This window comes from Streptomyces sp. SYP-A7185 (genome assembly GCF_046103685.1).
Taxonomy (GTDB): Bacteria; Actinomycetota; Actinomycetes; order Streptomycetales; family Streptomycetaceae; genus Streptomyces.
In genome coordinates this window covers 5,942,214-5,963,099 of record NZ_CP122310.1, presented here as the reverse complement: position 1 = coordinate 5,963,099, position 20,886 = coordinate 5,942,214, and the positions used below count along the sequence as shown (strand labels likewise).

The 20,886-nt window shown below is 70.8% G+C and carries 17 protein-coding genes; 12 read left to right on the top strand and 5 right to left on the bottom strand.

The features are described 5' to 3' along the window. Positions 1 to 147: 147 nt before the first annotated feature. The 3 genes from xseA to QBL25_RS26275 all read left to right on the top strand — a co-directional run bounded on the left by xseA (position 148) and on the right by QBL25_RS26275 (position 2,586). Positions 148 to 1,431, top strand: coding sequence for an exodeoxyribonuclease VII large subunit (xseA, locus tag QBL25_RS26285; protein WP_409059431.1), 1,284 nt, complete (start codon positions 148 to 150; stop codon positions 1,429 to 1,431). Positions 1,432 to 1,579: 148 nt separating this feature from the next. Further along, positions 1,580 to 1,840 carry an exodeoxyribonuclease VII small subunit gene (locus tag QBL25_RS26280; RefSeq protein ID WP_409059430.1) on the top strand — a complete coding sequence of 87 codons (261 nt, stop codon included), beginning with the start codon at positions 1,580 to 1,582 and terminating at the stop codon, positions 1,838 to 1,840. Between the two features lie 155 nt (positions 1,841 to 1,995). Further along, positions 1,996 to 2,586, top strand: a complete 591-nt coding sequence (locus QBL25_RS26275) for a malonic semialdehyde reductase (RefSeq protein ID WP_409059429.1) — start codon at positions 1,996 to 1,998, stop codon at positions 2,584 to 2,586. 170 nt (positions 2,587 to 2,756) lie between these two features. Here QBL25_RS26275 and QBL25_RS26270 read toward each other — a convergent pair whose 3' ends face one another. Further along, complete coding sequence (locus QBL25_RS26270) at positions 2,757 to 3,275, bottom strand: DUF4245 domain-containing protein (protein ID WP_409059428.1); 519 nt, start codon at positions 3,273 to 3,275, stop codon at positions 2,757 to 2,759. A 182-nt stretch (positions 3,276 to 3,457) separates the two neighbouring features. Between QBL25_RS26270 and glpX the strand changes: the two genes are divergently transcribed. Then, positions 3,458 to 4,489 carry a class II fructose-bisphosphatase gene (gene glpX / locus QBL25_RS26265; protein ID WP_409059427.1) on the top strand — a complete coding sequence of 344 codons (1,032 nt, stop codon included), beginning with the start codon at positions 3,458 to 3,460 and terminating at the stop codon, positions 4,487 to 4,489. Between the two features lie 153 nt (positions 4,490 to 4,642). Here the strand turns inward: glpX and QBL25_RS26260 are convergent, their stop codons facing one another. Next, positions 4,643 to 5,056, bottom strand: a complete 414-nt coding sequence (locus tag QBL25_RS26260) for a WhiB family transcriptional regulator (RefSeq protein ID WP_409059426.1) — start codon at positions 5,054 to 5,056, stop codon at positions 4,643 to 4,645. Between the two features lie 126 nt (positions 5,057 to 5,182). Further along, a complete protein-coding gene (locus tag QBL25_RS26255; RefSeq protein WP_409059425.1) occupies positions 5,183 to 5,863 on the bottom strand; it encodes a DUF1707 domain-containing protein in 681 nt (226 codons plus the stop codon). A 180-nt stretch (positions 5,864 to 6,043) separates the two neighbouring features. Here QBL25_RS26255 and QBL25_RS26250 point away from each other — a divergent pair, with 180 nt between their 5' ends. Next, positions 6,044 to 7,720: a fumarate hydratase gene (locus QBL25_RS26250; RefSeq protein WP_409059424.1), complete on the top strand. Its 1,677-nt coding sequence runs from the start codon at positions 6,044 to 6,046 to the stop codon at positions 7,718 to 7,720. Between the two features lie 96 nt (positions 7,721 to 7,816). Here QBL25_RS26250 and QBL25_RS26245 read toward each other — a convergent pair whose 3' ends face one another. Further along, positions 7,817 to 9,367 (bottom strand): ricin-type beta-trefoil lectin domain protein, encoded by a 1,551-nt coding sequence (locus QBL25_RS26245; protein WP_409059423.1) that lies wholly within the window; start codon positions 9,365 to 9,367, stop codon positions 7,817 to 7,819. A gap of 122 nt (positions 9,368 to 9,489) precedes the next feature. Between QBL25_RS26245 and QBL25_RS26240 the strand changes: the two genes are divergently transcribed. From QBL25_RS26240 to QBL25_RS26225, 4 genes are all read left to right on the top strand, one after another. Further along, the gene (locus QBL25_RS26240; RefSeq protein ID WP_409059422.1) at positions 9,490 to 10,902 is read left to right on the top strand and encodes a class II fumarate hydratase; all 1,413 of its coding nucleotides are present in this window, start codon (positions 9,490 to 9,492) and stop codon (positions 10,900 to 10,902) included. Between the two features lie 67 nt (positions 10,903 to 10,969). Then, positions 10,970 to 11,656 (top strand): DUF402 domain-containing protein, encoded by a 687-nt coding sequence (locus tag QBL25_RS26235; protein WP_409059421.1) that lies wholly within the window; start codon positions 10,970 to 10,972, stop codon positions 11,654 to 11,656. A 127-nt stretch (positions 11,657 to 11,783) separates the two neighbouring features. Then, positions 11,784 to 12,476, top strand: coding sequence for a class I SAM-dependent methyltransferase (locus QBL25_RS26230; RefSeq protein ID WP_409059420.1), 693 nt, complete (start codon positions 11,784 to 11,786; stop codon positions 12,474 to 12,476). 55 nt (positions 12,477 to 12,531) lie between these two features. Next, positions 12,532 to 14,607 (top strand): SpoIIE family protein phosphatase, encoded by a 2,076-nt coding sequence (locus QBL25_RS26225; RefSeq protein ID WP_409059419.1) that lies wholly within the window; start codon positions 12,532 to 12,534, stop codon positions 14,605 to 14,607. A gap of 125 nt (positions 14,608 to 14,732) precedes the next feature. On the opposite strand, the gene QBL25_RS26220 is transcribed toward QBL25_RS26225, so the two are convergent. Continuing rightward, the gene (locus QBL25_RS26220) at positions 14,733 to 16,997 is read right to left on the bottom strand and encodes a transglycosylase domain-containing protein (RefSeq protein WP_409059418.1); all 2,265 of its coding nucleotides are present in this window, start codon (positions 16,995 to 16,997) and stop codon (positions 14,733 to 14,735) included. Between the two features lie 248 nt (positions 16,998 to 17,245). Between QBL25_RS26220 and QBL25_RS26215 the strand changes: the two genes are divergently transcribed. Genes QBL25_RS26215 through QBL25_RS26205 form a run of 3 tightly spaced genes read left to right on the top strand, consistent with a single transcriptional unit; the run spans position 17,246 to position 20,873 of the window. Continuing rightward, complete coding sequence (locus tag QBL25_RS26215; RefSeq protein WP_409059417.1) at positions 17,246 to 17,773, top strand: PadR family transcriptional regulator; 528 nt, start codon at positions 17,246 to 17,248, stop codon at positions 17,771 to 17,773. Next, a complete protein-coding gene (locus QBL25_RS26210) occupies positions 17,770 to 18,456 on the top strand; it encodes an ABC transporter ATP-binding protein (protein WP_409059416.1) in 687 nt (228 codons plus the stop codon). Before QBL25_RS26215 ends, QBL25_RS26210 begins: the two co-directional genes overlap by 4 nt. Then, the gene (locus QBL25_RS26205) at positions 18,453 to 20,873 is read left to right on the top strand and encodes an FtsX-like permease family protein (protein ID WP_409059415.1); all 2,421 of its coding nucleotides are present in this window, start codon (positions 18,453 to 18,455) and stop codon (positions 20,871 to 20,873) included. Before QBL25_RS26210 ends, QBL25_RS26205 begins: the two co-directional genes overlap by 4 nt. Positions 20,874 to 20,886 lie beyond the last annotated feature (13 nt).

Genomic DNA, 20,886 nt, shown 5'->3' with positions numbered 1-20,886 from the left:
CCCGGCGATTCTCTCCCGCCCGCTCACCCGACACTCCGCGTCCGGTCAGCGACGCAAGAGCCGCAGAGGCCGGGGGCCTCGGTGTCCGCCCCCACCTCGCCGAAACGGGACCCCCCTCGTGTCAGAGGGTGCCGATACGCTCGGCGCATGGCTTTGAACACGTCCGCTGATGCCCCGCTGCCCGTCGGCGAGGTGTCGCGGCTCATCGGCGGGTGGATCGACCGGCTCGGTGCCGTGTGGGTCGAGGGGCAGATCACCCAGCTGTCCCGCAGGCCCGGCGCCGGCGTGGTCTTCATGACGCTGCGCGACCCCTCGCACGACATCTCCGTCAGCGTCACCTGCTACCGCCAGGTGTTCGACGCCGTCGCCGACGTCGTCTCCGAAGGCGCCCGAGTCGTCGTCCACGCCAAGCCCGAGTGGTACGCGCCCCGGGGCCAGCTCTCCCTGCGGGCCGTCGAGATAAAGCCCGTCGGCGTGGGAGAGCTGCTCGCGCGGATCGAGCAGCTGAAGAAGAGCCTCGCCGGGGAAGGGCTCTTCGCGCCCGAGCGCAAGAAGGCCCTGCCCTTCCTGCCGCAGCTCATCGGGCTCGTCACCGGCCGCGCCTCCGCCGCCGAGCGGGACGTCCTGGAGAACGCCCGGCACCGCTGGCCCGCCGTCCGCTTCGAGGTGCGCAACGTCCCCGTCCAGGGCGTGCACGCCGTCCCGCAGGTCGTCCAGGCGGTGAAGGAACTCGACGCGCTCGACGCCGTGGACGTGATCATCGTGGCGCGCGGCGGCGGCAGCGTGGAGGACCTGCTGCCGTTCTCGGACGAACAGCTCGTACGGGCCGTCGCCTCCTGCCGTACGCCCGTCGTCTCCGCGATCGGCCACGAGCCGGACAACCCCCTGCTCGACCACGTCGCCGACCTGCGCGCCTCCACCCCGACCGACGCCGCCAAGAAGGTCGTCCCGGACGTCGGCGAGGAGTACGAGCGCGTGCGGTGGCTGCGGGACCGGGCCCGGCGCTGCATGGACGCCTTCCTGGACCGCGAGGACCGCGGCCTCGCGCACGCGCTGGCCCGCCCCTCCATGGAGAATCCGCACCGCATGATCGAGGAGCGCGAGGAGCAGGTATCGGCGCTCGTCGACCGCAGCCGCCGCACGCTGGGGCATCTGCTCGACCGCGCCGAGTCGGAGCTGACGCACACCCACGCGCGCGTGGTGGGCCTCTCCCCCGCCGCGACGCTCCAGCGGGGGTACGCGGTGTTGCAGAAGGCCGACGGCGCGGTGGTCCGGGCGGCGGACGAGGTGATCCCCGGCGAGGAGCTGCGGGCCCGGGTCGCCGAGGGCGATTTCACCGTACGGGCCCTGGCCGGCGCGGGAGACCCGGAGGACCGGGAGGACCCGGCCGCCACAGCCGCGCCCGCCGTCACAGCCGCACCCTCCGAGTGAGACGCACCGCAGCACGCAGGACCCGCTGGCCACACGAACCGTAGGAGCCGTGCGAGCCGGGCGAGCAACAGACGTCGCGTGAGCCGCACAAGCCGCACGAGCCTCACAAGCCACATGAGCTGAACGAACCGACATTTAGGGTGGGCACATGACCAGCAAGACGGACGAGGCCACGAGCCCGGCGGACGCACTCGGCTACGAGCAGGCGCGGGACGAGCTCATCGAGGTCGTACGCCGCCTGGAGACGGGCGGCACCACGCTGGAGGAGTCGCTCGCCCTGTGGGAGCGCGGCGAGGAGCTGGCGAAGGTGTGCCGCCGCTGGCTCGACGGTGCCCGCGCCCGCCTGGACGCCGCCCTGGCCGGGGGCGAGGGCGAGGACGAGGACGACGCGGAGGGCGACGACGCCTGAGCCACGCCGCGCCCCTCCCGGCACCCCGCCCTGACCTGGTGCGTTGTGAAGCGGATCACCAAGCGGCCGATTTGGTTGAAACTTAAACCGCAACGCCGTACGGTCGGTACCGCAAGCTGATTCACGCCCCACGCACGCACCGAGAAGGTTGATCCATGTCTCTCGTCCTTGACCCCGCCGCGCAGGACCTGCTCTTCCGCGAGGCCCGCACCGCGAACTCCTTCACCGATGAGCCGGTCACCGACGAGCAGGTGCAGGCCATCTACGACCTGGTCAAGTTCGGCCCGACCGCCTTCAACCTGTCGTCGCTGCGCATCACGCTGGTCCGCTCCCCCGAGGCCCGCGAGCGCCTGGTCCAGCACATGGCCGAGGGCAACCAGCCGAAGACCGCGAGCGCCCCGCTCGTCGCGATCCTCTCCGCGGACAACGAGTTCCACGAGGAGCTGCCGGCGCTGTTCCCGCACTTCCCGCAGGCCAAGGACGTGTTCTTCTCGGAGCGTCCGGCCCGTGAAGGCGCCGCGCACCTCAACGCCGCCCTCCAGGCCGCCTACTTCATCATCGGCGTGCGTGCCGCCGGTCTGGCCGCGGGCCCGATGACCGGCTTCGAGGCCGCCGGCGTCCAGAAGGAGTTCCTGGACGGCGACCACACCCCGCTGATGATCGTCAACATCGGCAAGCCGGCCGAGAACGCCTGGTTCCCGCGCTCCCCGCGCCTGGAGTTCGACCAGGTCATCGAGACCGTCTGAGACATCTGAGACGTCTCAAGACATCTGAGACCGACGCCCGCCGACGAGCGGGCGGCACGAGTGAGGGCCCCGGCGACCACGCCGGGGCCCTCACTCGTCTCACCCGTGTCGTCTCTCGCGCGTCGCCTCACGCTCGTCGTCTCACGCGCGCTGCGACTCGTCCGGACGCGTCAGGACGTCTTCAGCGCCCGCGCCATCTCCGTAAGGCGGTCGAACGACGCCGTGCCCGCGATCACCGTCGTCGCGCCCTTGTCCTCGCGTACCAGGGCGTCGTACGTCCCGCCCTTGTAGCGGTGCCACGTCCGGTCGTTGATCTTCTCGGTGACCTTCGTCCGCTCGGCCCGCTGCGTGGCCTCTTCGATGAACTTGGACGGCTTCGCCGTGGACTGCTTGACCACGACGTACTCGTCGGACGGGTCGAGGAAGCCCAGGTGCCAGGCGTCGCCCTCGGCGCCGTTGAACCGCACCGACGTCGGCTTCCACGCCTTGGCCAGGCCCTCGGGGGCCGCCACCGGGTACGCCGCCGCCCTTCGCGCGCTCAGCAGCTCGATCCTGTAGTCGACGCGCTTGACGGGGCTCTTGGAGTCGTCGTGCGGGATGAACACGTACATCGCGCCGGCCACGAGGGTGATCACCACCATCGACCACAGCATGTTCCGTACGGTCTGCTTGCCTTGTCTGCCTGCCACGCCCCCATGGTCTCAGGCCACGAACGCGACCTTTCCCCCGGCTTCCCCTCGGCCTCCCCCGCAGACCCCTCGCGCCCGATCCGCTCATGCGTGGGGCCCTCTGCTCATTTTGTCGGCCTACGGATAGAGTCGTGCCACACCCTCATCCGGCCGTCGTCGTATCAGCAGAAAGGTGCGCTCCGATGACCGAGCATCATCTCCCTTCCGAGCTCGAAGTCTCTCCCGAGGCTCCCGACCGCAACCTCGCCCTGGAGCTCGTCCGGGTCACCGAGGCCGCCGCCATGGCCGCGGGCCGCTGGGTCGGCCGCGGCGACAAGATCGGCGCCGACGGCGCCGCCGTCAGGGCCATGCGGACCCTCGTCTCCACCGTCTCGATGAACGGCGTCGTCGTCATCGGTGAGGGCGAGAAGGACGAGGCCCCGATGCTCTTCAACGGAGAGCGCATCGGTGACACCACCGGCGCCGAGGTCGACATCGCCGTCGACCCGATCGACGGCACGACCCTGTGCGCGAAGGGGATGCCGAACGCCATCGCCGTGCTCGCCGCCGCCGACCGCGGTGCCATGTTCGACCCGTCCGCGGTCTTCTACATGGACAAGCTGGTCACGGGCCCGGAAGCCGCCGACTACGTCGACATCAACGCCCCGGCGTCCGTCAACATCCGCCGCGTCGCCAAGGCCAAGGGCCGCTCGCCCGAGGACGTCACGGTCATGATCCTCGACCGCCCCCGCCACGAGGGCATCGTCAAGGAGATCCGCGAGACGGGCGCGCGCATCAAGTTCATCTCGGACGGCGACGTCGCCGGTTCGATCATGGCCGTGCGCGAGGGCACCGGCGTCGACATGCTCATGGGCATCGGCGGCACCCCCGAGGGCATCATCTCGGCCTGCGCGATCAAGTGCCTGGGCGGCGTGATCCAGGGCAAGCTGTGGCCGAAGGACGAGGCGGAGCGCCAGCGCGCGCTCGACGCGGGCCACGACCTGGACCGCACGCTGTCGACGACCGACCTGGTCCGCGGGGACAACGTCTTCTTCGTCGCGACCGGCATCACGGACGGCGAACTCCTCCAGGGCGTGCGGTACGCCGCGGAGAAGGCCTCGACCTCGTCCCTGGTCATGCGCTCCAAGTCGGGCACGATCCGCAAGATCGACTCCGACCACCGGCTCGCGAAGCTGCGCGCTTACAGCGCCATCGACTTCGACCGGGCCAAGTAGGCTCTACAGCGCGCGAGTTGCGCACACCGGAGGGGGCGCCCCGTGCGGGGGACGCCCCCTTCGGCGTAGCAAAAGGGCGATGAAGGACCGACGGAAGCGCCATCCGGCGGCGGCGAGCCTTCCGCCGGCAGCAAGCCATCCGCCGGCAGCGAGCTATCCGGCGGCGGCGATCGGACCCGCGGTCGTGTGCGCGGCCTTCTTGAGCTCCATGTCGCGCCGGCGCCGCCTGGCGAGCACCACGCGGCGCTCCGCGGCCGTGAGGCCGCCCCAGACGCCGTACGGCTCGGGCTGGAGCAGGGCGTGCTCCCGGCACTCGACCATCACCGGACAGCCGCCGCAGACGCGCTTCGCGGCTTCTTCCCTGGACAGGCGTGAGGCCGTGGGTTCCTTGGACGGGGCGAAGAACAGCCCGGCCTCGTCTCGCCGGCACACCGCCTCGGTGTGCCACGGAGAATCTTGGTCGCGCACTGGCGCCTTTCCCCAAGGGCTCGCCTGCACGCGTCCAGGGGATGCCCCATCGGCCGGAACAGCGGCTACCTGCAGGGACTGATGCGACGGCTGCAGCACGGGTCTACTCCTGACGACGGCTTCGCGAGCGAGAGACGATGCAGCAAGCTCTACCCGCTGTGCACACGCCTATGCACTGAGTTCCGATGTACGGAAGTTCGCGCCGTCAGTGGCCGGATGCGCCCCTCAGTGGCCGAGATGTTTGCGCAAGTGCTTGTGCAGGTCCCGGATCAGCTTCCCGCGCCGGGGCTTCGCCTCGATGTTGCCGAGGACCGCGAACCCGTCGACGAAGACGACCGGCGCGTCCCGCTCGGCCGAATCGAGGGTGTCCACCTCGAAGTTGCCGAGGACACCCGTGCCGTTCCCCCGCAGGGAGATGTTCTCCGGGACGCGGATCTGGACGTCCCCGAAGACGGAGATCGCCCGGATGACGACCTGCCGCTGCTCGAAGATCGCCTCGCTGAGGTCGATCTCCACGCTGCCGAAGATGGCGTACGCGTGCGTGCGGCGGCTCACGCGCCAGCGGCCCTTGCGGACCGAACTGCTGAAGACCGCGACCAGGTTCTCGTCGGCGACCGGGGGCACCACGCCGTCCGAAGGGCGGGAGGGGACGGGCTCGGGCCGCACCGCGCGGTACGCCGTGTCGCTGGCCGCGGGCAAGTCGCTGACCAGCGGCTTCAGTTCACCCATGGTCTTGGCGCGGTAGACGCCGTCGATGCGCTCGCCGTGCTCCTCCGCGGTCAGGCGCCCCTCGGCGAGTGCCTCGCGGAGGATGTCCGCCGTGCGGTCCCGGTCCGCGTCCGACGCGCGCAGGTCTGCCGGCCGCGGTTCCGGGTGGGTCTGCTGGGGGCGCTTGTCTAGGTCCACACCACTCAGCGTACCCAGACGCGATAGATCGCGACTAGCCCCTGTGGACAACCCGTCCGCCGCCCGGCGCGCGCTACTGAGCCTTACCTCACAGGCTCGCCCCGCTTCGGGCGTTCTACGCTGGTTGGCGCGTCGCCAATGGAGGCCGCGCCGCTGTCTGCCGAGTGAGGAATGGCCGTAATGCCAGAGTTTGAGTACTCCGATCTGCTCCCGCTGGGAGAGGACACCACGCCGTACCGGCTGGTGACCTCCGAGGGTGTCTCCACTTTCGAGGCCGACGGGCGGACGTTCCTCAAGGTCGATCCGGAGGCGCTGCGCACGCTCGCCGCCGAGGCGATCCACGACATCCAGCACTACCTGCGGCCCGCGCACCTGGCCCAGCTGCGGCGCATCGTCGACGACCCGGAGGCGTCGGGCAACGACAAGTTCGTGGCGCTCGACCTGCTGAAGAACGCGAACATCGCGGCCGCGGGCGTGCTCCCCATGTGCCAGGACACCGGCACGGCCATCGTCATGGGCAAGCGCGGCCAGAACGTCCTCACCGAAGGTGAGGACGAGAAGGCGCTCTCGCACGGCATCTACGACGCGTACACGAAGCTGAACCTGCGCTACTCGCAGATGGCTCCCCTGAACATGTGGGAGGAGAAGAACACCGGCTCCAACCTCCCCGCCCAGATCGAGCTGTACGCGACCGACGGCGGCGCCTACAAGTTCCTCTTCATGGCCAAGGGCGGCGGCTCGGCCAACAAGTCGTTCCTCTACCAGGAGACGAAGGCCGTTCTGAACGAGGCCTCCATGATGAAGTTCCTGGAGGAGAAGATCCGCTCCCTGGGCACGGCCGCCTGCCCGCCGTACCACCTGGCGATCGTCGTCGGCGGCACCAGCGCCGAGTTCGCCCTGAAGACCGCGAAGTACGCCTCCGCGCACTACCTGGACGAGCTGCCCGCCGAGGGTTCGCCGACCGGCCACGGCTTCCGCGACAAGGAGCTGGAGGAGAAGGTCTTCGAGCTGACGCAGAAGATCGGCATCGGCGCGCAGTTCGGCGGCAAGTACTTCTGCCACGACGTGCGCGTGGTGCGGCTGCCCCGGCACGGTGCCTCGCTGCCCGTCGCGATCGCCGTCTCCTGCTCGGCCGACCGCCAGGCCACGGCGAAGATCACCGCCGAGGGCGTCTTCCTGGAGCAGCTGGAGACGGACCCGGCGCGCTTCCTGCCGGACACCACCGACGAGCACCTGGGCGAGAGCGACGAGTCCGCGGACGTCGTCAGGATCGACCTCAACCAGCCCATGGACGCCATCCTCGCCGAGCTCACCAAGCACCCGGTGAAGACCCGCCTCTCCCTCACCGGCCCCCTGGTCGTGGCCCGCGACATCGCGCACGCCAAGATCAAGGAGCGGCTCGACGCGGGCGAGGAGATGCCGCAGTACCTGAAGGACCACCCGGTCTACTACGCCGGTCCCGCCAAGACCCCCGAGGGCTACGCCTCCGGTTCCTTCGGCCCGACGACGGCCGGCCGGATGGACTCCTACGTGGAGCAGTTCCAGGCCGCGGGCGGCTCCAAGGTCATGCTCGCCAAGGGCAACCGCTCGAAGCAGGTCACGGATGCCTGCGGCACGCACGGCGGCTTCTACCTTGGCTCGATCGGCGGCCCCGCCGCGCGTCTGGCGCAGGACTGCATCAAGAAGGTCGAGGTCGTCGAGTACGAGGAGCTCGGCATGGAAGCCGTGTGGAAGATCGAGGTCGAGGGCTTCCCCGCGTTCGTCGTGGTCGACGACAAGGGCAACGACTTCTTCCAGAACCCGGCCCCGGAGCCGACGTTCACGACCATCCCGGTGCGGGGTCCGGGCCTGGCGTAGTACGGACGGAAGGGCCCTCTCCGCGCATCGGCGGAGAGGGCCCTTCCGTGTCTCCGGGAATCCCCGAAGCGACCCCGGAGCCTCCCGGGAGCGAGGTCAGGCGAACCGCTGGTTCGCCGCCCCCGTGCACTTCTGGAGCCGCAGCGGCTCCTTGGCGCCCGCCAGGGTCAGGCAGAGGTCGTTCGCCGCGGCGGGCCGCAGCGTGCCCGCCTCACGGGCGAACTTCTGGTTGGCGCCCCCGTGGCAGTTCCACAGCGTCACGGCGGTGCCTTCCCCGGCGGTGCCCGGGACGTCCAGGCAGCGGTCCTGGGTCAGGCCGGTGTGCAGGGACCGCTGCCCGGCGTCGTACCACCAGGTCTGGTTGCGGTTGCCGGTGCAGTCCCAGCCCTGGACCTTGGTGCCGTTGCGGCTCTTGGAGGCGTCGACGTCCACGCACGTGCCCGTGCCCGCGTTCTTCAGCGGCTTGTACGCGTCGTCCCAGCCGCCCTGGTAGAGCTTGGGGCTGCCCGTGCTCGCCGGGTCCGCGCAGCCGCCCTCGCGCCAGCCGGAGTCGTAGATCTGCGTCAGGCAGGAGGCGAAGGCCGCGTGTCCGCGGGCGTTGGGGTGGAAGGACTGGCGGACCGAGTTGGAGTCCGGCGGGAAGGGGTTGGAGAGGTCCACGTACAGACCGCGCGCCCAGGTGTCCTCCATGCAGACCTCGTGGCCGTGGAAGAGGCGGGAGTTGTCGAGGTAGGTCGCGCCCGCGGCCTTGGCGGCCTTGCGCATGCCCGTCTCGAAGGCGGGGACGGCGAAGTTGCGGCCCCACTCGGTGTCGGAGTCGTAGCCGAGACCGCCGCAGACCAGCTTGCCCGGGAAGGACGGGTTGTCCCGGAAGTCCGGGCCGATCGGGCTCGGATAGCCCATGACGACCAGCTTGTAGTCGTCGCCCGCGTACCCCGCGTCCTTCATGACGGTCTTCAGGTCGCGGATGGACTGCTCGACCTTGGGCACGAGCGCGTCGACCCGCGCCTGCCAGCCGGGCGTGTACTTGCCCACGCAGGAGCCCTGGCTGAGCAGGAAGCGCGTCACGCAGTCGGTCATCACCGGCGCGAATTCGAGGTCGTCGTTGGCCCCGATGACGAGCATCACCGCCTTGATCTTGGTGTTGCGCGCCTTGACCGCGAGGTTGTCGCTCTGCACCAGCTCGTCGGGGTACTGCTTCTGCCCGCCGATCTTGATGTTGACGGTCTGCGCTCCCGAGCAGGCGACGTTGTACGTCACGTCCGCGGGGATGCCGGTGCGGTGGATCGCGGCGTCCGGGGAGCGGTGACACCAGTTGTCGGGGCCGTCGGTGCCGGGTTCGTACGTCCCGACGCCCTCCCCCGAGATCTCGCTGTCGCCGAGCGAGATGAGCCCCGTCTTCCGGTCGGCGAACGGGCGCTCGGCCGGGTCGCCGTACAGCTTGGTGGCCTCGGCCGCGCGGATCTTCTCCAGCTCGGGCGGCAGGGACGTGGCCGCGGGGGCCGCGGGTGCGGCGCTCCCCCGGCCGGTGCCTCCGGTCGCCTGGGCGGGTGCGGCGGCGACGGTGCCGAGCACCGCCGCCATCGCCACGGCCGCCGCGAACGTCCCTCGCGACCGGCCTCGGTGGCCGCGTCTGATGCGCTTCATTGCGCCTCCCCGGTTTGGTGTTACCCACGGTTTTTACTGGTCAGTAAGAGCCTTGGGAATACCTAGAACAAGACAAGTGCTCAACTTTTCAGCGGGGTTTGACGGAGAGGTAGGTTCGTGGCATGACCAGCGACGCCAGCGCAAGCGCAAGCGGTGAGTACCGGATCGAACACGACTCCATGGGCGAGGTGCGGGTCCCCGCCCACGCCAAATGGCGGGCGCAGACGCAGCGGGCGGTGGAGAACTTCCCCGTCTCGGGGCAGCGTCTGGAGCGCGCGCACATCGCGGCGCTCGCCCGCATCAAGGCCGCCGCGGCCAAGGTCAACGCGGACCTCGGGGTGCTCGACAAGGACGTCGCGCAGGCGATCGCCGACGCGGCGGCCGAGGTGGCCGAGGGCCGCTGGGACGAGCACTTCCCGGTGGACGTCTTCCAGACCGGCTCCGGCACGTCGTCCAACATGAACACGAACGAGGTCCTCGCCACGCTCGCCACCGAGCGCCTGGGCCGGGACGTCCACCCGAACGACCACGTGAACGCCTCCCAGTCGTCGAACGACGTCTTCCCCTCCTCGATCCACATCGCGGCCACGGGCGCGGTGACCCAGGACCTGATCCCGGCGCTCGGCCATCTGGCGACCGCCCTCGAACGCAAGGCGGCGGAGTTCGCCGACGTGGTGAAGTCCGGGCGCACGCACCTGATGGACGCGACGCCCGTGACCCTCGGCCAGGAGTTCGGCGGGTACGCGGCCCAGGTGCGGTACGGCATCGAGCGGCTGGAGGCCTCGCTGCCGCGCCTGGCCGAACTCCCGCTGGGCGGCACGGCGGTGGGCACCGGGATCAACACCCCGCCCGGCTTCTCGGCGGCCGTGATCGACGAGGTGGCGCGCACCACCGGGCTTCCGCTGACCGAGGCCAGGGACCACTTCGAGGCCCAGGGCGCGCGCGACGGCATCGTGGAGACCAGCGGCCAGCTGCGGACCATCGGCGTCGGCCTGACGAAGATCGCCAACGATCTGCGCTGGATGGCCTCCGGCCCGCGCACCGGCCTGGCCGAGATCAACCTGCCCGATCTTCAGCCCGGCTCCTCGATCATGCCGGGCAAGGTGAACCCGGTCATCCCGGAAGCCGCCCTGATGGTCGCCGCGCAGGTCACCGGCAACGACGCGACGGTCGCCGCGGCGGGGGCCGCGGGCAACTTCGAGCTGAACGTGATGCTGCCCGTCATCGCCAAGAACGTCCTGGAGTCCGTACGCCTCCTCGCCAACGTCTCGCGGCTCCTGGCCGACCGGACGGTGGACGGCATCACCGCGAACGCCGAGCGGGCCCGGGAGTACGCCGAGTCCTCGCCCTCGGTCGTCACCCCGCTGAACAAGTACATCGGGTACGAGGAGGCGGCGAAGGTCGCCAAGAAGTCGCTGGCCGAGCGGAAGACCATCCGCGAGGTCGTGCTCGACGGCGGATACGTCGAGCGGGGCGACCTCACCCTGGAGCAGCTGGACGAGGCGCTGGACGTGCTGCGGATGACCCGTCCGTAGCGGCCGTTCTCCCCGCCGCCCGGTCCCGTTCCCGGGAGCGTGTCCGGGCGGCGACTAATATCTCTGCATGACAGACCTCACCACGCCGCCAACGACGAGCAGCGAAGCAGCACACTGGGCCCCCGGCGCCCAGGTGCTGTGGCGGTACAAGGAGAACGCCGGGGACAGGATCCACATCTGCCGGCCCGTCACGGTCGTGCAGGACACCGCGGAGCTGCTCGCCGTGTGGATGGCGCCCGGCACCGAGTGCGTGAAGCCCGTGATCGCGGACGGGACCCCCGTGCACCACGAGCCGCTCGCCACCCGGTACACCAAGCCGCGCGCCCTGCGCAGGGACCACTGGTCCGGCACCGGCGTCCTGAAGCTGGCCCGCCCCGCGGAGCCCTGGTCGGTGTGGCTGTTCTGGGACCCGGGATGGCGGTTCAAGAACTGGTACGTGAACCTGGAGGAGCCGCGCGCCCGTTGGGCCGGAGGCATCGATTCCGAGGATCACTTTCTGGACATCTCCGTGCGGCCCGACCGGACCTGGCGCTGGCACGACGAGGACGAGTTCGCCCAGGCCCAGCGCGCCGGTCTGATGGGAGCGTCCAAGGCGCGGGAGGTGCGGGCCGCGGGAGACGCCGCGATCGATGTGATCCGCTCGTGGGGACTGCCGTTCTCGGACAACTGGCCGCACTGGCGCCCCGATCCGGACTGGGAGATTCCACGCCTTCCGGATGACTGGGACCGCACGCCCGCACATGTGACGTCATGAGACCCTTGATGCGCCCCCATGGTTCAAACGTAGGATCGTCCTCCGCAAGGGCGCACAGCAGCAACTCAGCAGCAACTCCCTGAGCTTGCGCGTTGCCTGACAGGATGTCATCGAAGGGCGGCAGAACGTGAGCGAGGCGAGCGAGTTCGACCGGTACGGCGGGCCATCCGGCGTGCTGCCCGACCGGACCGGTCAGGCCGAGGCCTTCGACGCCATCGGTCAGTACTACGACGACGCCTTCCCCCACAAGGACGGCCAGCTCGCCGCCGGGCGCAGGCTCGCCGACGCGCTGCCGCCCGGGTCGCGGTTGCTCGACGTGGGCTGCGGCACCGGCGTGCCGACCGCCCTTCAGCTCGTGGAGGCCGGGCACTCCGTCCTCGGGATCGATCTCTCCGCCGGCATGCTCGATCTGGCCAGGAAGAACGTGCCTGCGCAGAGCGCCGAGTTCCGGCAGCTCGACGTGGCGGCACTGCGCTCCGAAGGCCCCGACGGGGTCGGCCGGTTCGACGGGATCGCGGCATTCTTCGCGCTCCTGATGCTGCCGCGCGCCGAGATCCCGTACGCTCTGCGCCTGCTGCACGGACTGCTGCGCCCCGGTGGCCTGCTCGCGCTCTCCATGGTCGAGGCCGACCTGGACGACGCGGGGATTCCGTTCCTGGGGCACACAATCCGGGTATCCGGATACCTGCGGAGCGAACTGCGGCAGGTCGTGCGTGACGCGGGCTTCGACATCGTCGAAGAGGACACGTACTCCTACGCCCCGGCGAGCACCGAGGTACCACCCGAGCACCAGCTCTTCCTGCACTGCCGACGCGGCTGACCAACGTAGCCACCGGACACCAAGGCGCAGCCCCGGACGGACGGATTCGAAACGCGTGACGGAGCACTCCATCCCCGACGAGGGCCGACAGCCCCGAGCTGCCCGGCCCGCCGCCCCCGCGGATCACCGCGGGGCACCGGCGCGTGCCCCGAAGGCACGGGGCACCCAGAGCGCGGCCGCTTTACCCGCACAGGCCCGGACGGGCGACTCCACCGCGAGCCCCAGCGACGAGCACTCCCAGTCGCCGGGGCCCTCGGGGCAGCAGCCCGACCAGCACCGGCCGCGGCCCGACCAGGGCGCGGGGCAGAGCGGCGGACAGGACATCCACGACGGCGTCCCCCCGGGCGCCCCCGGCGGTGAGGAGCGGCGTACGGGACAGCCACGGCCGCCGGGCTCCGGCCCCGCGGCGATGCGACGTGACGGCGACCGGCTGCGTTTCGTGGGTGCCGCGACCCGGCGCATCGCGCGCGGCATCGACCTGGACGAGATCGTGATGGGCCTGTGCCGGGCCACGGTCCCCACGTTCTCCGACGCGATACTCGTCTATCTGCGCGACCCGCTGCCGGTCGGCGAGGAGCGGCCCAGCGGCGCACTCATCCTGCGCCTGCGCCGGACCGACCGGCTGCGCTCGATCGAGGAGGGGGCCGAGGACCCCGACACCGAGAGCAACGGCATGCCCTCCCTCCAGGTGCAGACCGACCTGGTGACCACCTCCGAGCTGTGCGAGGTGCACCCCGGCGGCGCCCTCGCCGAGGTCCTGCGCGGGGTACGCCCGGTCTTCGCCGACGCCCCCGCGGCCCGTGCCGCGCTGCCCGAACTGCTCGGCGAGGGACGCACGGTGCCCGCCGGGCAGCGGACGATCCTCGCGCCGCTGCGGGGCAGACGCCGGGTGATCGGCGCCGCGGTGTTCCTGCGCCGCCCCGACCGGCCCGCGTTCGAGAACGACGACCTCCTCGTCGCCGCCCAGCTGGCCACGCACAGCGCGCTCGGCATCGACAAGGCCGTGCTCTATGGCCGCGAGGCGTACATCGCCGACGAGCTCCAGCGCACGATGCTGCCCGAGACCCTGCCGCGCCCCACCGGCGTCCGCCTGGCGTCCCGCTATCTCCCGGCCGCCGAGACGGCCCGGGTCGGCGGCGACTGGTACGACGCGATTCCGCTGCCCGGCAGCAGGGTCGCGCTCGTCGTGGGCGACGTCATGGGGCACTCCATGACCTCGGCGGCCATCATGGGCCAGCTGCGGACCACCGCGCAGACCCTGGCCGGGCTCGACCTGCCGCCCCAGGAGGTCCTGCACCACCTGGACGAGCAGGCCCAGCGGCTCGGCTCGGACCGGATGGCGACCTGCCTCTACGCGGTCTACGACCCGGTCGCCCACCGCATCACCATCGCCAACGCCGGGCATCCGCCGCCCGTCCTGCTGCATCTGGGCGGCCGCGCCGAGGTCCTGCGGGTCCCGCCGGGCGCGCCCATCGGCGTGGGCGGCGTCGACTTCGAAGCCGTGGAGCTGGACGCGCCCGCGGGCGCCACGCTGCTGCTCTACACGGACGGCCTGGTCGAGTCGCGCCTGCGGGACGTGTGGACCGGCATAGAGCAACTGCGCGAACGGCTCGCCGCCACCGCCCAGTTGACCGGGCCGGACCATCCGCCGCCCCTGGAGGCCCTGTGCGACGACGTCCTGGACATGCTCGGCCCCGGTGACCGGGACGACGACATCGCGCTCCTGGCCGCCCGGTTCGACGGCATCGCGCCCAGCGACGTCGCGTACTGGTTCCTGGAGCCGGAGGACGCCACGCCGTCCCGCGCCCGCCGCCTGGCCCGCAGCGCCCTGGAGCGCTGGGGCCTCGAAGAGCTGACCGACTCCGTGGAGCTCCTGGTCAGCGAGGTCGTGACGAACGCCGTGCGGTACGCCACCCGTCCGGTGACCCTGCGGCTGCTGCGCACGGACGTGCTGCGCTGCGAGGTCGGCGACGACGTGCCGCAGCTGCCGCGGCTGCGCCAGGCGCGGGCCACGGACGAGGGCGGACGCGGGCTCTACCTGGTCAACAGGCTGGCCCGGCGGTGGGGCGCGACGCGCCTGAGCACCGGCAAGGTCGTGTGGTTCGAGCTGAACCACAACAACCACGGCTGAGTCCGGGGCAGTCCGGGGCAGTCCGGGGCGGCAACCGGCACTGGAACCGGAGCGGGAACAGGAACGGCACACGGCGAAGGCGCCCGGAAGCAACTGCTTCCGGGCGCCTTCGCCGTGTCTGGCCCTCAGTCCCTGCCGGGCCGCCCGTTCGGGTTCTCCGGGATCTCGATGGAGTCCGTGGGGTCGGGCTCCTCCGGGTCCTCCGTGGGCGGATCCGTGGTCGGCTCGTCCGTCGGCGGCTGCGTCGTCGGGGTCTCAGTCGGCTTGTCCGTCGTCGGGTCGTCCGTCGGCGGCTTCGTCGTCGGCTCCTTGGTCTTCGACGGCTCCTCCGTCGGCTCCTCGGGGGCCTTCGTCGTCGGGTCCGGGGGCGGTGCGATGGCCGCTCCCATGGACGTGTCCAGGTCGAACTGGCTGGGTGAGCCCATCGCGTCGAAGGTGTACGCCGCCCAGATCTGCGCCGGGAAGCTGCCGCCGTCGACGCGCGGCAGACCGCCCGCGCCCCGCATGGAGACCTGCTTGCTCTCCTCGGCGGTGCCGGCCGCGCCCTCGCCGAAGAGGCCGACCGAGGTGACCAGCTTCGGCGTGTAGCCGGTGAACCAGGCCGACTTGTTGTCGTCGGACGTACCGGTCTTGCCCGCCACGTCCTGCACCGGGCTGCGCACCGCGCGGCCCGTGCCGTCGTCGACCACGCCGGTCAGGACCGAGGTGAGCGAGTCCGCCGTGCCGCGGTCGACGACCTCTTCGCCGATCGGGTCCGGCAGCTCGATGGTGCGGTCCTTGTGCTCCACGGAGGCCACGAGCGCGGGCGTGACCTTCTTGCCGTGGTTGTCGAGCGTGGCGTAGACGCCCGCCATCTCCAGCGGGCTCGCGCCCATGGTGCCCAGGGTCTGCGCGGGCACGGCGGGCAGGTCCTCGACGTCCATGCCGAGCTTGCCCGCGGTCTCCAGGACGTCCTCCATGCCGACGTCCACGCCCATCTGCGCGAAGACGGAGTTGATGGACTTGTTCATCGCCTTCTGGACGGTGACCGGGCCATAGCTCTTGTCGTCCTCGTTCGGCGGCGCGAAGGCGACGTCGCTGCCCTTGACCGGGCGCTTGGTGGTGCCGTCGTAGATGGTGTTCGCCGTGATCGGCTGGCCCGACTGCGTCTTGGCCCCGTTCTCCAGGGCGGCGGCCAGGATCAGCGGCTTGAAGGTGGAGGCCGGCTGGTAGTCACGCCGGGTCGCGTTGTTCGTGTAGTGCTTGACGAAGTCCTGGCCGCCGTACATGGCGAGGACCTTGCCGGTCTTGGGGTCGACGGACGCGGCGCCCGCCTGCACCCGGGCGTCGGCCTTGCGCTTGTCGGGGTCGAGCCGGTCGTTCAGCTTCTTGTCGACGGCCTTCTCCAGAAGCCTCTGCTTCTTCTTGTCGATGTTGAGCGTGATGGTGTAGCCGCCGGCGTCGAACTGCTTCTCGCTCAGGTGGCCGGCCTTCATGACCTCGGCCTTGGCCCGCGTCACCAGATAGCCGGTCTGGCCCTCCAGGCCCGGCGCGGCCTTGGGCGGCTGCGGCTTCTTGAAGGTGAGGCCCTCGCGCTCGCTCGCGGACAGCCAGTCCTCCTCGACCATGTTGTCGAGCACGTAGTTCCAGCGGGCCTTGACCAGCTTCCTGCTGGCGTCCGTCGCGGACGTCCAGTCGTACTGGCTCGGGGCCTGGAGGAGAGCGGCGAGGTAGGCGCCCTGCGAGACGCTCAGCTTCTCGGCGTCGACGCCGTAGTACGCCTGGGCCGCGGCCTGGATGCCGTAGGCGCCGCGGCCGTAGTAGCTGGTGTTGATGTACCCGGCGAGGATGTAGTCCTTGCTCTTGTTCTGGTCCACCTTCAGCGAGATGACCAGTTCCTTGAACTTGCGGGTCACCGTCTGGTCCTGCGTCAAGTAGTAGTTCTTGACGTACTGCTGGGTGATCGTCGAGCCGCCCTGCTTGCCCTTGCCGGTGACGGTGTTGATCAGGCCGCGGGCCGTGCCCTTGAAGTCGACGCCCTTGTCCTTGTAGAAGGACTTGTTCTCGGCGGCCACGAAGGTGCGCTGGACCTTCTTGGGCACCTTGTCCAGCTCGACGACCTCGCGGTTCAGCTCGCCGGTGCGGGCTATGACGTCGCCGTTCTTGTACTTGTAGACGTTGCTCTGGAGCTTGGCCGCGGCGTTGCCCTCGGGCACGTCGACGACCATGTACAGGACGACGAAGCCGAGCATGCCGAGCAGGCAGAGTCCGAAGAAGGTCCCGAGGACCTTCTTCAGCGTGAAGAAGCGGCGTATGCCCGTGCGCTTGGGTTTTCCGCCGCCGGCGGGGCGCACGCGCGCTGCCCGGCGCGCGCCGCGCTGCCGCGCTTGTCGCTCTTCCGCTCGGCCCATGAGTCTGAGTGCTCCGCTTCCGTCTAGGTCTCATCCGTACGTCGAGTCAGCTCATGAAGCTAACACCGCACCCTGGGACAAACTCATGCCGATCCAGTCTTTTCCGGACGTGACAATGAGCACCTGCCCGTATGAACCGACGAACACAGGCCCCAGAAGGTTGCCCGTCTTTCGAACCCGTGAACTGTCCGTGAGCACCCCGTGACCGGTATACATCGCGGGTATACACACCGTGTAGAGTGCTCCGCATGTCCATCGGTCACACCCTCCTCGGCCTGCTTGAGTCGGGCCCGCGCCACGGCTACGACCTCAAGCGCACCTTCGACGAGAAGTTCGGTCACGACAAGCCACTGCACTACGGGCAGGTCTACTCGACCATGTCCCGCCTCCTGAAGAACGGCCTCGTCGAGGTCGACGGCATAGAGGCGGGCGGCGGCCCCGAGCGCAAGCGGTACGCGATCACCGACGCCGGCATCACCGACGTCGAGCAGTGGCTCGCCACCCCGGAGAAGCCCGAGCCCTACCTCCAGTCGACCCTCTACACGAAGGTCGTCCTCGCGCTCCTCACCGAGCGCGACGCCTCGGGGATGCTCGACTCCCAGCGCGCCGAGCACCTGCGCCTGATGCGCATCCTCACCGACCGCAAGCGCAAGGGCGACCTCGCCGACCAGCTCATCTGCGACCACGCGCTGTTCCATCTCGAAGCCGACCTGCGCTGGCTGGAGCTCGCCGCCGCACGCCTCGGCAGGCTCGCCCAGGAGGTTCGCCCCGCATGACCCCCGCCGGTTCCCTCCTCACCGCCTCCGGGCTGCGCAAGACGTACGGTCCGACGACCGCGCTCGACGACGCCGCGTTCTCCATCCACCCCGGCGAGGTCGTCGCCGTCATGGGCCCCTCCGGCTCCGGCAAGTCGACGCTCCTGCACTGCCTCGCGGGGATCGTCAAGCCCGACGCGGGCTCCATCACCTACAACGGCCGCGAACTCACGGGGCTGCCGGACACCACGCTCAGCGCCCTGCGCCGCAGCGAGTTCGGCTTCGTCTTCCAGTTCGGGCAGCTGGTCCCCGAGCTGACGTGCGTGGAGAACGTGGCGCTTCCGCTGCGCCTGAACGGCGTCAAGCGCAAGGACGCCGAGGCCACCGCCCGTACCTGGATGGAGCGCCTGGAGGTCGAGGACGTCGCCGCCAAGCGGCCCGGCGAGGTCTCCGGCGGCCAGGGCCAGCGGGTCGCGGTGGCCCGCGCGCTCGCCACCGGCCCGCGGGTGCTCTTCGCCGACGAACCGACCGGCGCCCTGGACTCGCTCAACGGCGAGCGCGTGATGGAGCTGCTCACCGACGCCGCCCGCTCGACGAACGCCGCCGTGGTCCTGGTCACGCACGAGACGCGGGTCGCCGCCTACTCCGACCGCGAGATCGTCGTACGCGACGGCAGGTCACGGGACATGGAGCGGGCGATATGAGCCTCGACACGCGTGCCCGGGCGGCCGGCGGGACCCGGCCCCCGCTCGCCGACGACTCCGCTTCCAAGGGCGCCCGCGCCTTCCTCCGCGACCTCGCCATGGGCATCCGCTTCGCCGTCGGCGGCGGTCGCGAGGGCTGGACCCGCACCCTCCTCACCGCGGTCGGCGTCGGCCTCGGCGTGGCCCTGCTGCTCGGCGCGGCCTCCGTGCCCAACCTGCTCCAGCACCGCGAGGAGCGCTCGGTGGCCCGCTCGGCCGAGGGCGAGTTCTCGGCCAGGAAGATCGACCGGTCCGACTCGACGGTCCTCCAGCGCGACGTGCCCACCGACTACCGCGACGCCACGGTGAGCGGCCGCGTGCTGCGCGCCGAGGGCAAGCACCCGGTCCTGCCGCCGGGCCTGGAGAAGCTCCCCGCGCCCGGCGAGATGGCCGTGTCGCCCGCCCTGCGCGAGCTCCTCGACAGCTCCGACGGCGCCCTCCTGAAGGAGCGGCTCGCCGACTACCGCATCACGGCCACCATCGGCGACGCGGGCCTGACCAACCCCAAGGAGCTGTACTACTACGCCGGTTCCGACGCCCTCACCCCGGCCAAGGGCGGCCACCGCGTGGACAAGTTCGGCTACCAGGAGCCCCCCGAGCCCCTGGACCCGATGCTGGTCGTCCTGGTGGTGCTGATCTGCGTGGTCCTGCTGACCCCGGTGATCATCTTCATCGGCACGGCGGTCCGCTTCGGCGGCGACCGGCGCGACCGGCGCCTCGCCGCGCTGCGCCTGGTCGGCGCGGACGCCCACAGCGTGCGGCGGATCGCCGCGGGCGAGGCCCTGTGCGGTGCCCTGCTCGGCCTGGCCGTGGGCGGTCTGCTCTTCCTGGGCGTACGCGAGGTGATCGGCACCCTCGACGGGTGGAAGATCAGCGCCTTCCCCTCCGACGTGGTGCCGGTGCCCGCCCTCGCGGTGCTCATCCTGCTCGCCGTGCCCGTCACGGCGGTCCTGGTCACGCTGATCTCGCTGCGGGCCGTCTCCATCGAGCCGCTGGGCGTCGTGCGGAGCACCAAGCCCCGCAAGCGGCGGGTGTGGTGGCGCGTCGTCATGCCGCTCCTCGGCCTCGGCATCCTGCTGGCCGCGGGGCAGGTCGGCGACGGCATGGCGCCGCCGGTCTTCGCCATCGGCGCCGGCGCGACGCTCACCCTGGTGGGCCTGGCCGCGCTGCTGCCCTGGCTCGTGGAGGCGAGCGTGTCCCGGCTGCGCGGCAGGGGCCCCGTGCCCTGGCAGCTGGCCGTCCGCAGGCTCCAGTTGAGCAGCGGTACGGCCGCCCGCGCGGTCAGCGGCATCACCGTCGCGGTGGCCGGCGCGGTCGCCCTCCAGATGCTGTTCGTCGCGATGCACGACGACTTCAACCGGATGACCGGCAACGACCCCGCCCGCGCCAAGATCATCGTCAGGGCCGACGGCGGCGACGCCGATCTGGCCGACCGGATGATCGACGAGTTCCGCGAGACCAAGGGCGTCTCGAACGTCATCGGCACGGTCTCCTCGTACGTCGTCAGGCCCGGCAAGCTCAAGAAGTCCGAGGACGTCCGGCCCACCACCGAGCTGACGGTCGGCACCTGCGCGAACCTGCGCGAGCTGGCCCGGATCGGCGCGTGCGAGGACGGCGACACCTTCGTCGTGCACACCGGCGACCCCGAGATGAACCAGTGGGTCGACCAGTCGGCCCGCCCCGGCAAGCCGGTCGACCTCAACGCCATCAGCTGGGACGAGCACGGCCACCGGCACGTCCCGTGGACGCTGCCCGCCGACTCCCGCACGGTCACGGCCCGCCCCGACCCGGGCGGCGAGCTGCACGACGGCATCTATGCCACGCCCGGCGCGATCGACCTGTCCAAGATGACCGACGCCTTGACGACCGCGATGATCCAGGTCGACCCGGAGGTCCCGGACGCCGAGGAGTACATCCGCAACACCGCGGCCCACGTGGACCCGTTCCTCGACGTGCGGACGCTGCGCATGGTCGAGCGCGACAAGCAGTACGCCACCATCCAGAAGGGCCTCCAGGCCGGTGCGATGGCGACGATGGCGCTGATCGCGGCGTCCATGCTGGTCTCGATGATCGAGCAACTGCGGGAGCGCAAGCGCCTGCTCGCGGCCCTCACCGCGTTCGGCACCCGCCGCGGCTCCATGGCGTGGTCGATCCTGTGGCAGACCGCCGTGCCGGTGGCGATCGGCCTGGCACTCGCCGTGGCCGGCGGCCTCGGTCTCGGCTGGGTCATGGTCCGCATGATCCAGAAGACGGTCACCGACTGGTGGCTGTTCGCGCCCCTGATGGCCGCGGGCGCCGCTCTGGTCGCGGTCGTGACGCTGCTCAGCCTGCCGCCGCTGTGGCGCATGATGCGCCCGGACGGCCTGCGCACGGAGTAACTCCCCGGCCAGG

Bases quoted from the DNA above. Each gene is read 5' to 3' on its own strand.
- xseA (WP_409059431.1), top strand. From the start codon at position 148: ATGGCTTTGAACACGTCCGCTGATGCCCCGCTGCCCGTCGGCGAGGTG.
- QBL25_RS26280 (WP_409059430.1), top strand. From the start codon at position 1,580: ATGACCAGCAAGACGGACGAGGCCACGAGCCCGGCGGACGCACTCGGC.
- QBL25_RS26275 (WP_409059429.1), top strand. From the start codon at position 1,996: ATGTCTCTCGTCCTTGACCCCGCCGCGCAGGACCTGCTCTTCCGCGAG.
- glpX (WP_409059427.1), top strand. From the start codon at position 3,458: ATGACCGAGCATCATCTCCCTTCCGAGCTCGAAGTCTCTCCCGAGGCT.
- QBL25_RS26250 (WP_409059424.1), top strand. From the start codon at position 6,044: ATGCCAGAGTTTGAGTACTCCGATCTGCTCCCGCTGGGAGAGGACACC.
- QBL25_RS26245 (WP_409059423.1), bottom strand. From the start codon at position 9,367: ATGAAGCGCATCAGACGCGGCCACCGAGGCCGGTCGCGAGGGACGTTC.
- QBL25_RS26240 (WP_409059422.1), top strand. From the start codon at position 9,490: ATGACCAGCGACGCCAGCGCAAGCGCAAGCGGTGAGTACCGGATCGAA.
- QBL25_RS26235 (WP_409059421.1), top strand. From the start codon at position 10,970: ATGACAGACCTCACCACGCCGCCAACGACGAGCAGCGAAGCAGCACAC.
- QBL25_RS26220 (WP_409059418.1), bottom strand. From the start codon at position 16,997: ATGGGCCGAGCGGAAGAGCGACAAGCGCGGCAGCGCGGCGCGCGCCGG.
- QBL25_RS26215 (WP_409059417.1), top strand. From the start codon at position 17,246: ATGTCCATCGGTCACACCCTCCTCGGCCTGCTTGAGTCGGGCCCGCGC.
- QBL25_RS26210 (WP_409059416.1), top strand. From the start codon at position 17,770: ATGACCCCCGCCGGTTCCCTCCTCACCGCCTCCGGGCTGCGCAAGACG.
- QBL25_RS26205 (WP_409059415.1), top strand. From the start codon at position 18,453: ATGAGCCTCGACACGCGTGCCCGGGCGGCCGGCGGGACCCGGCCCCCG.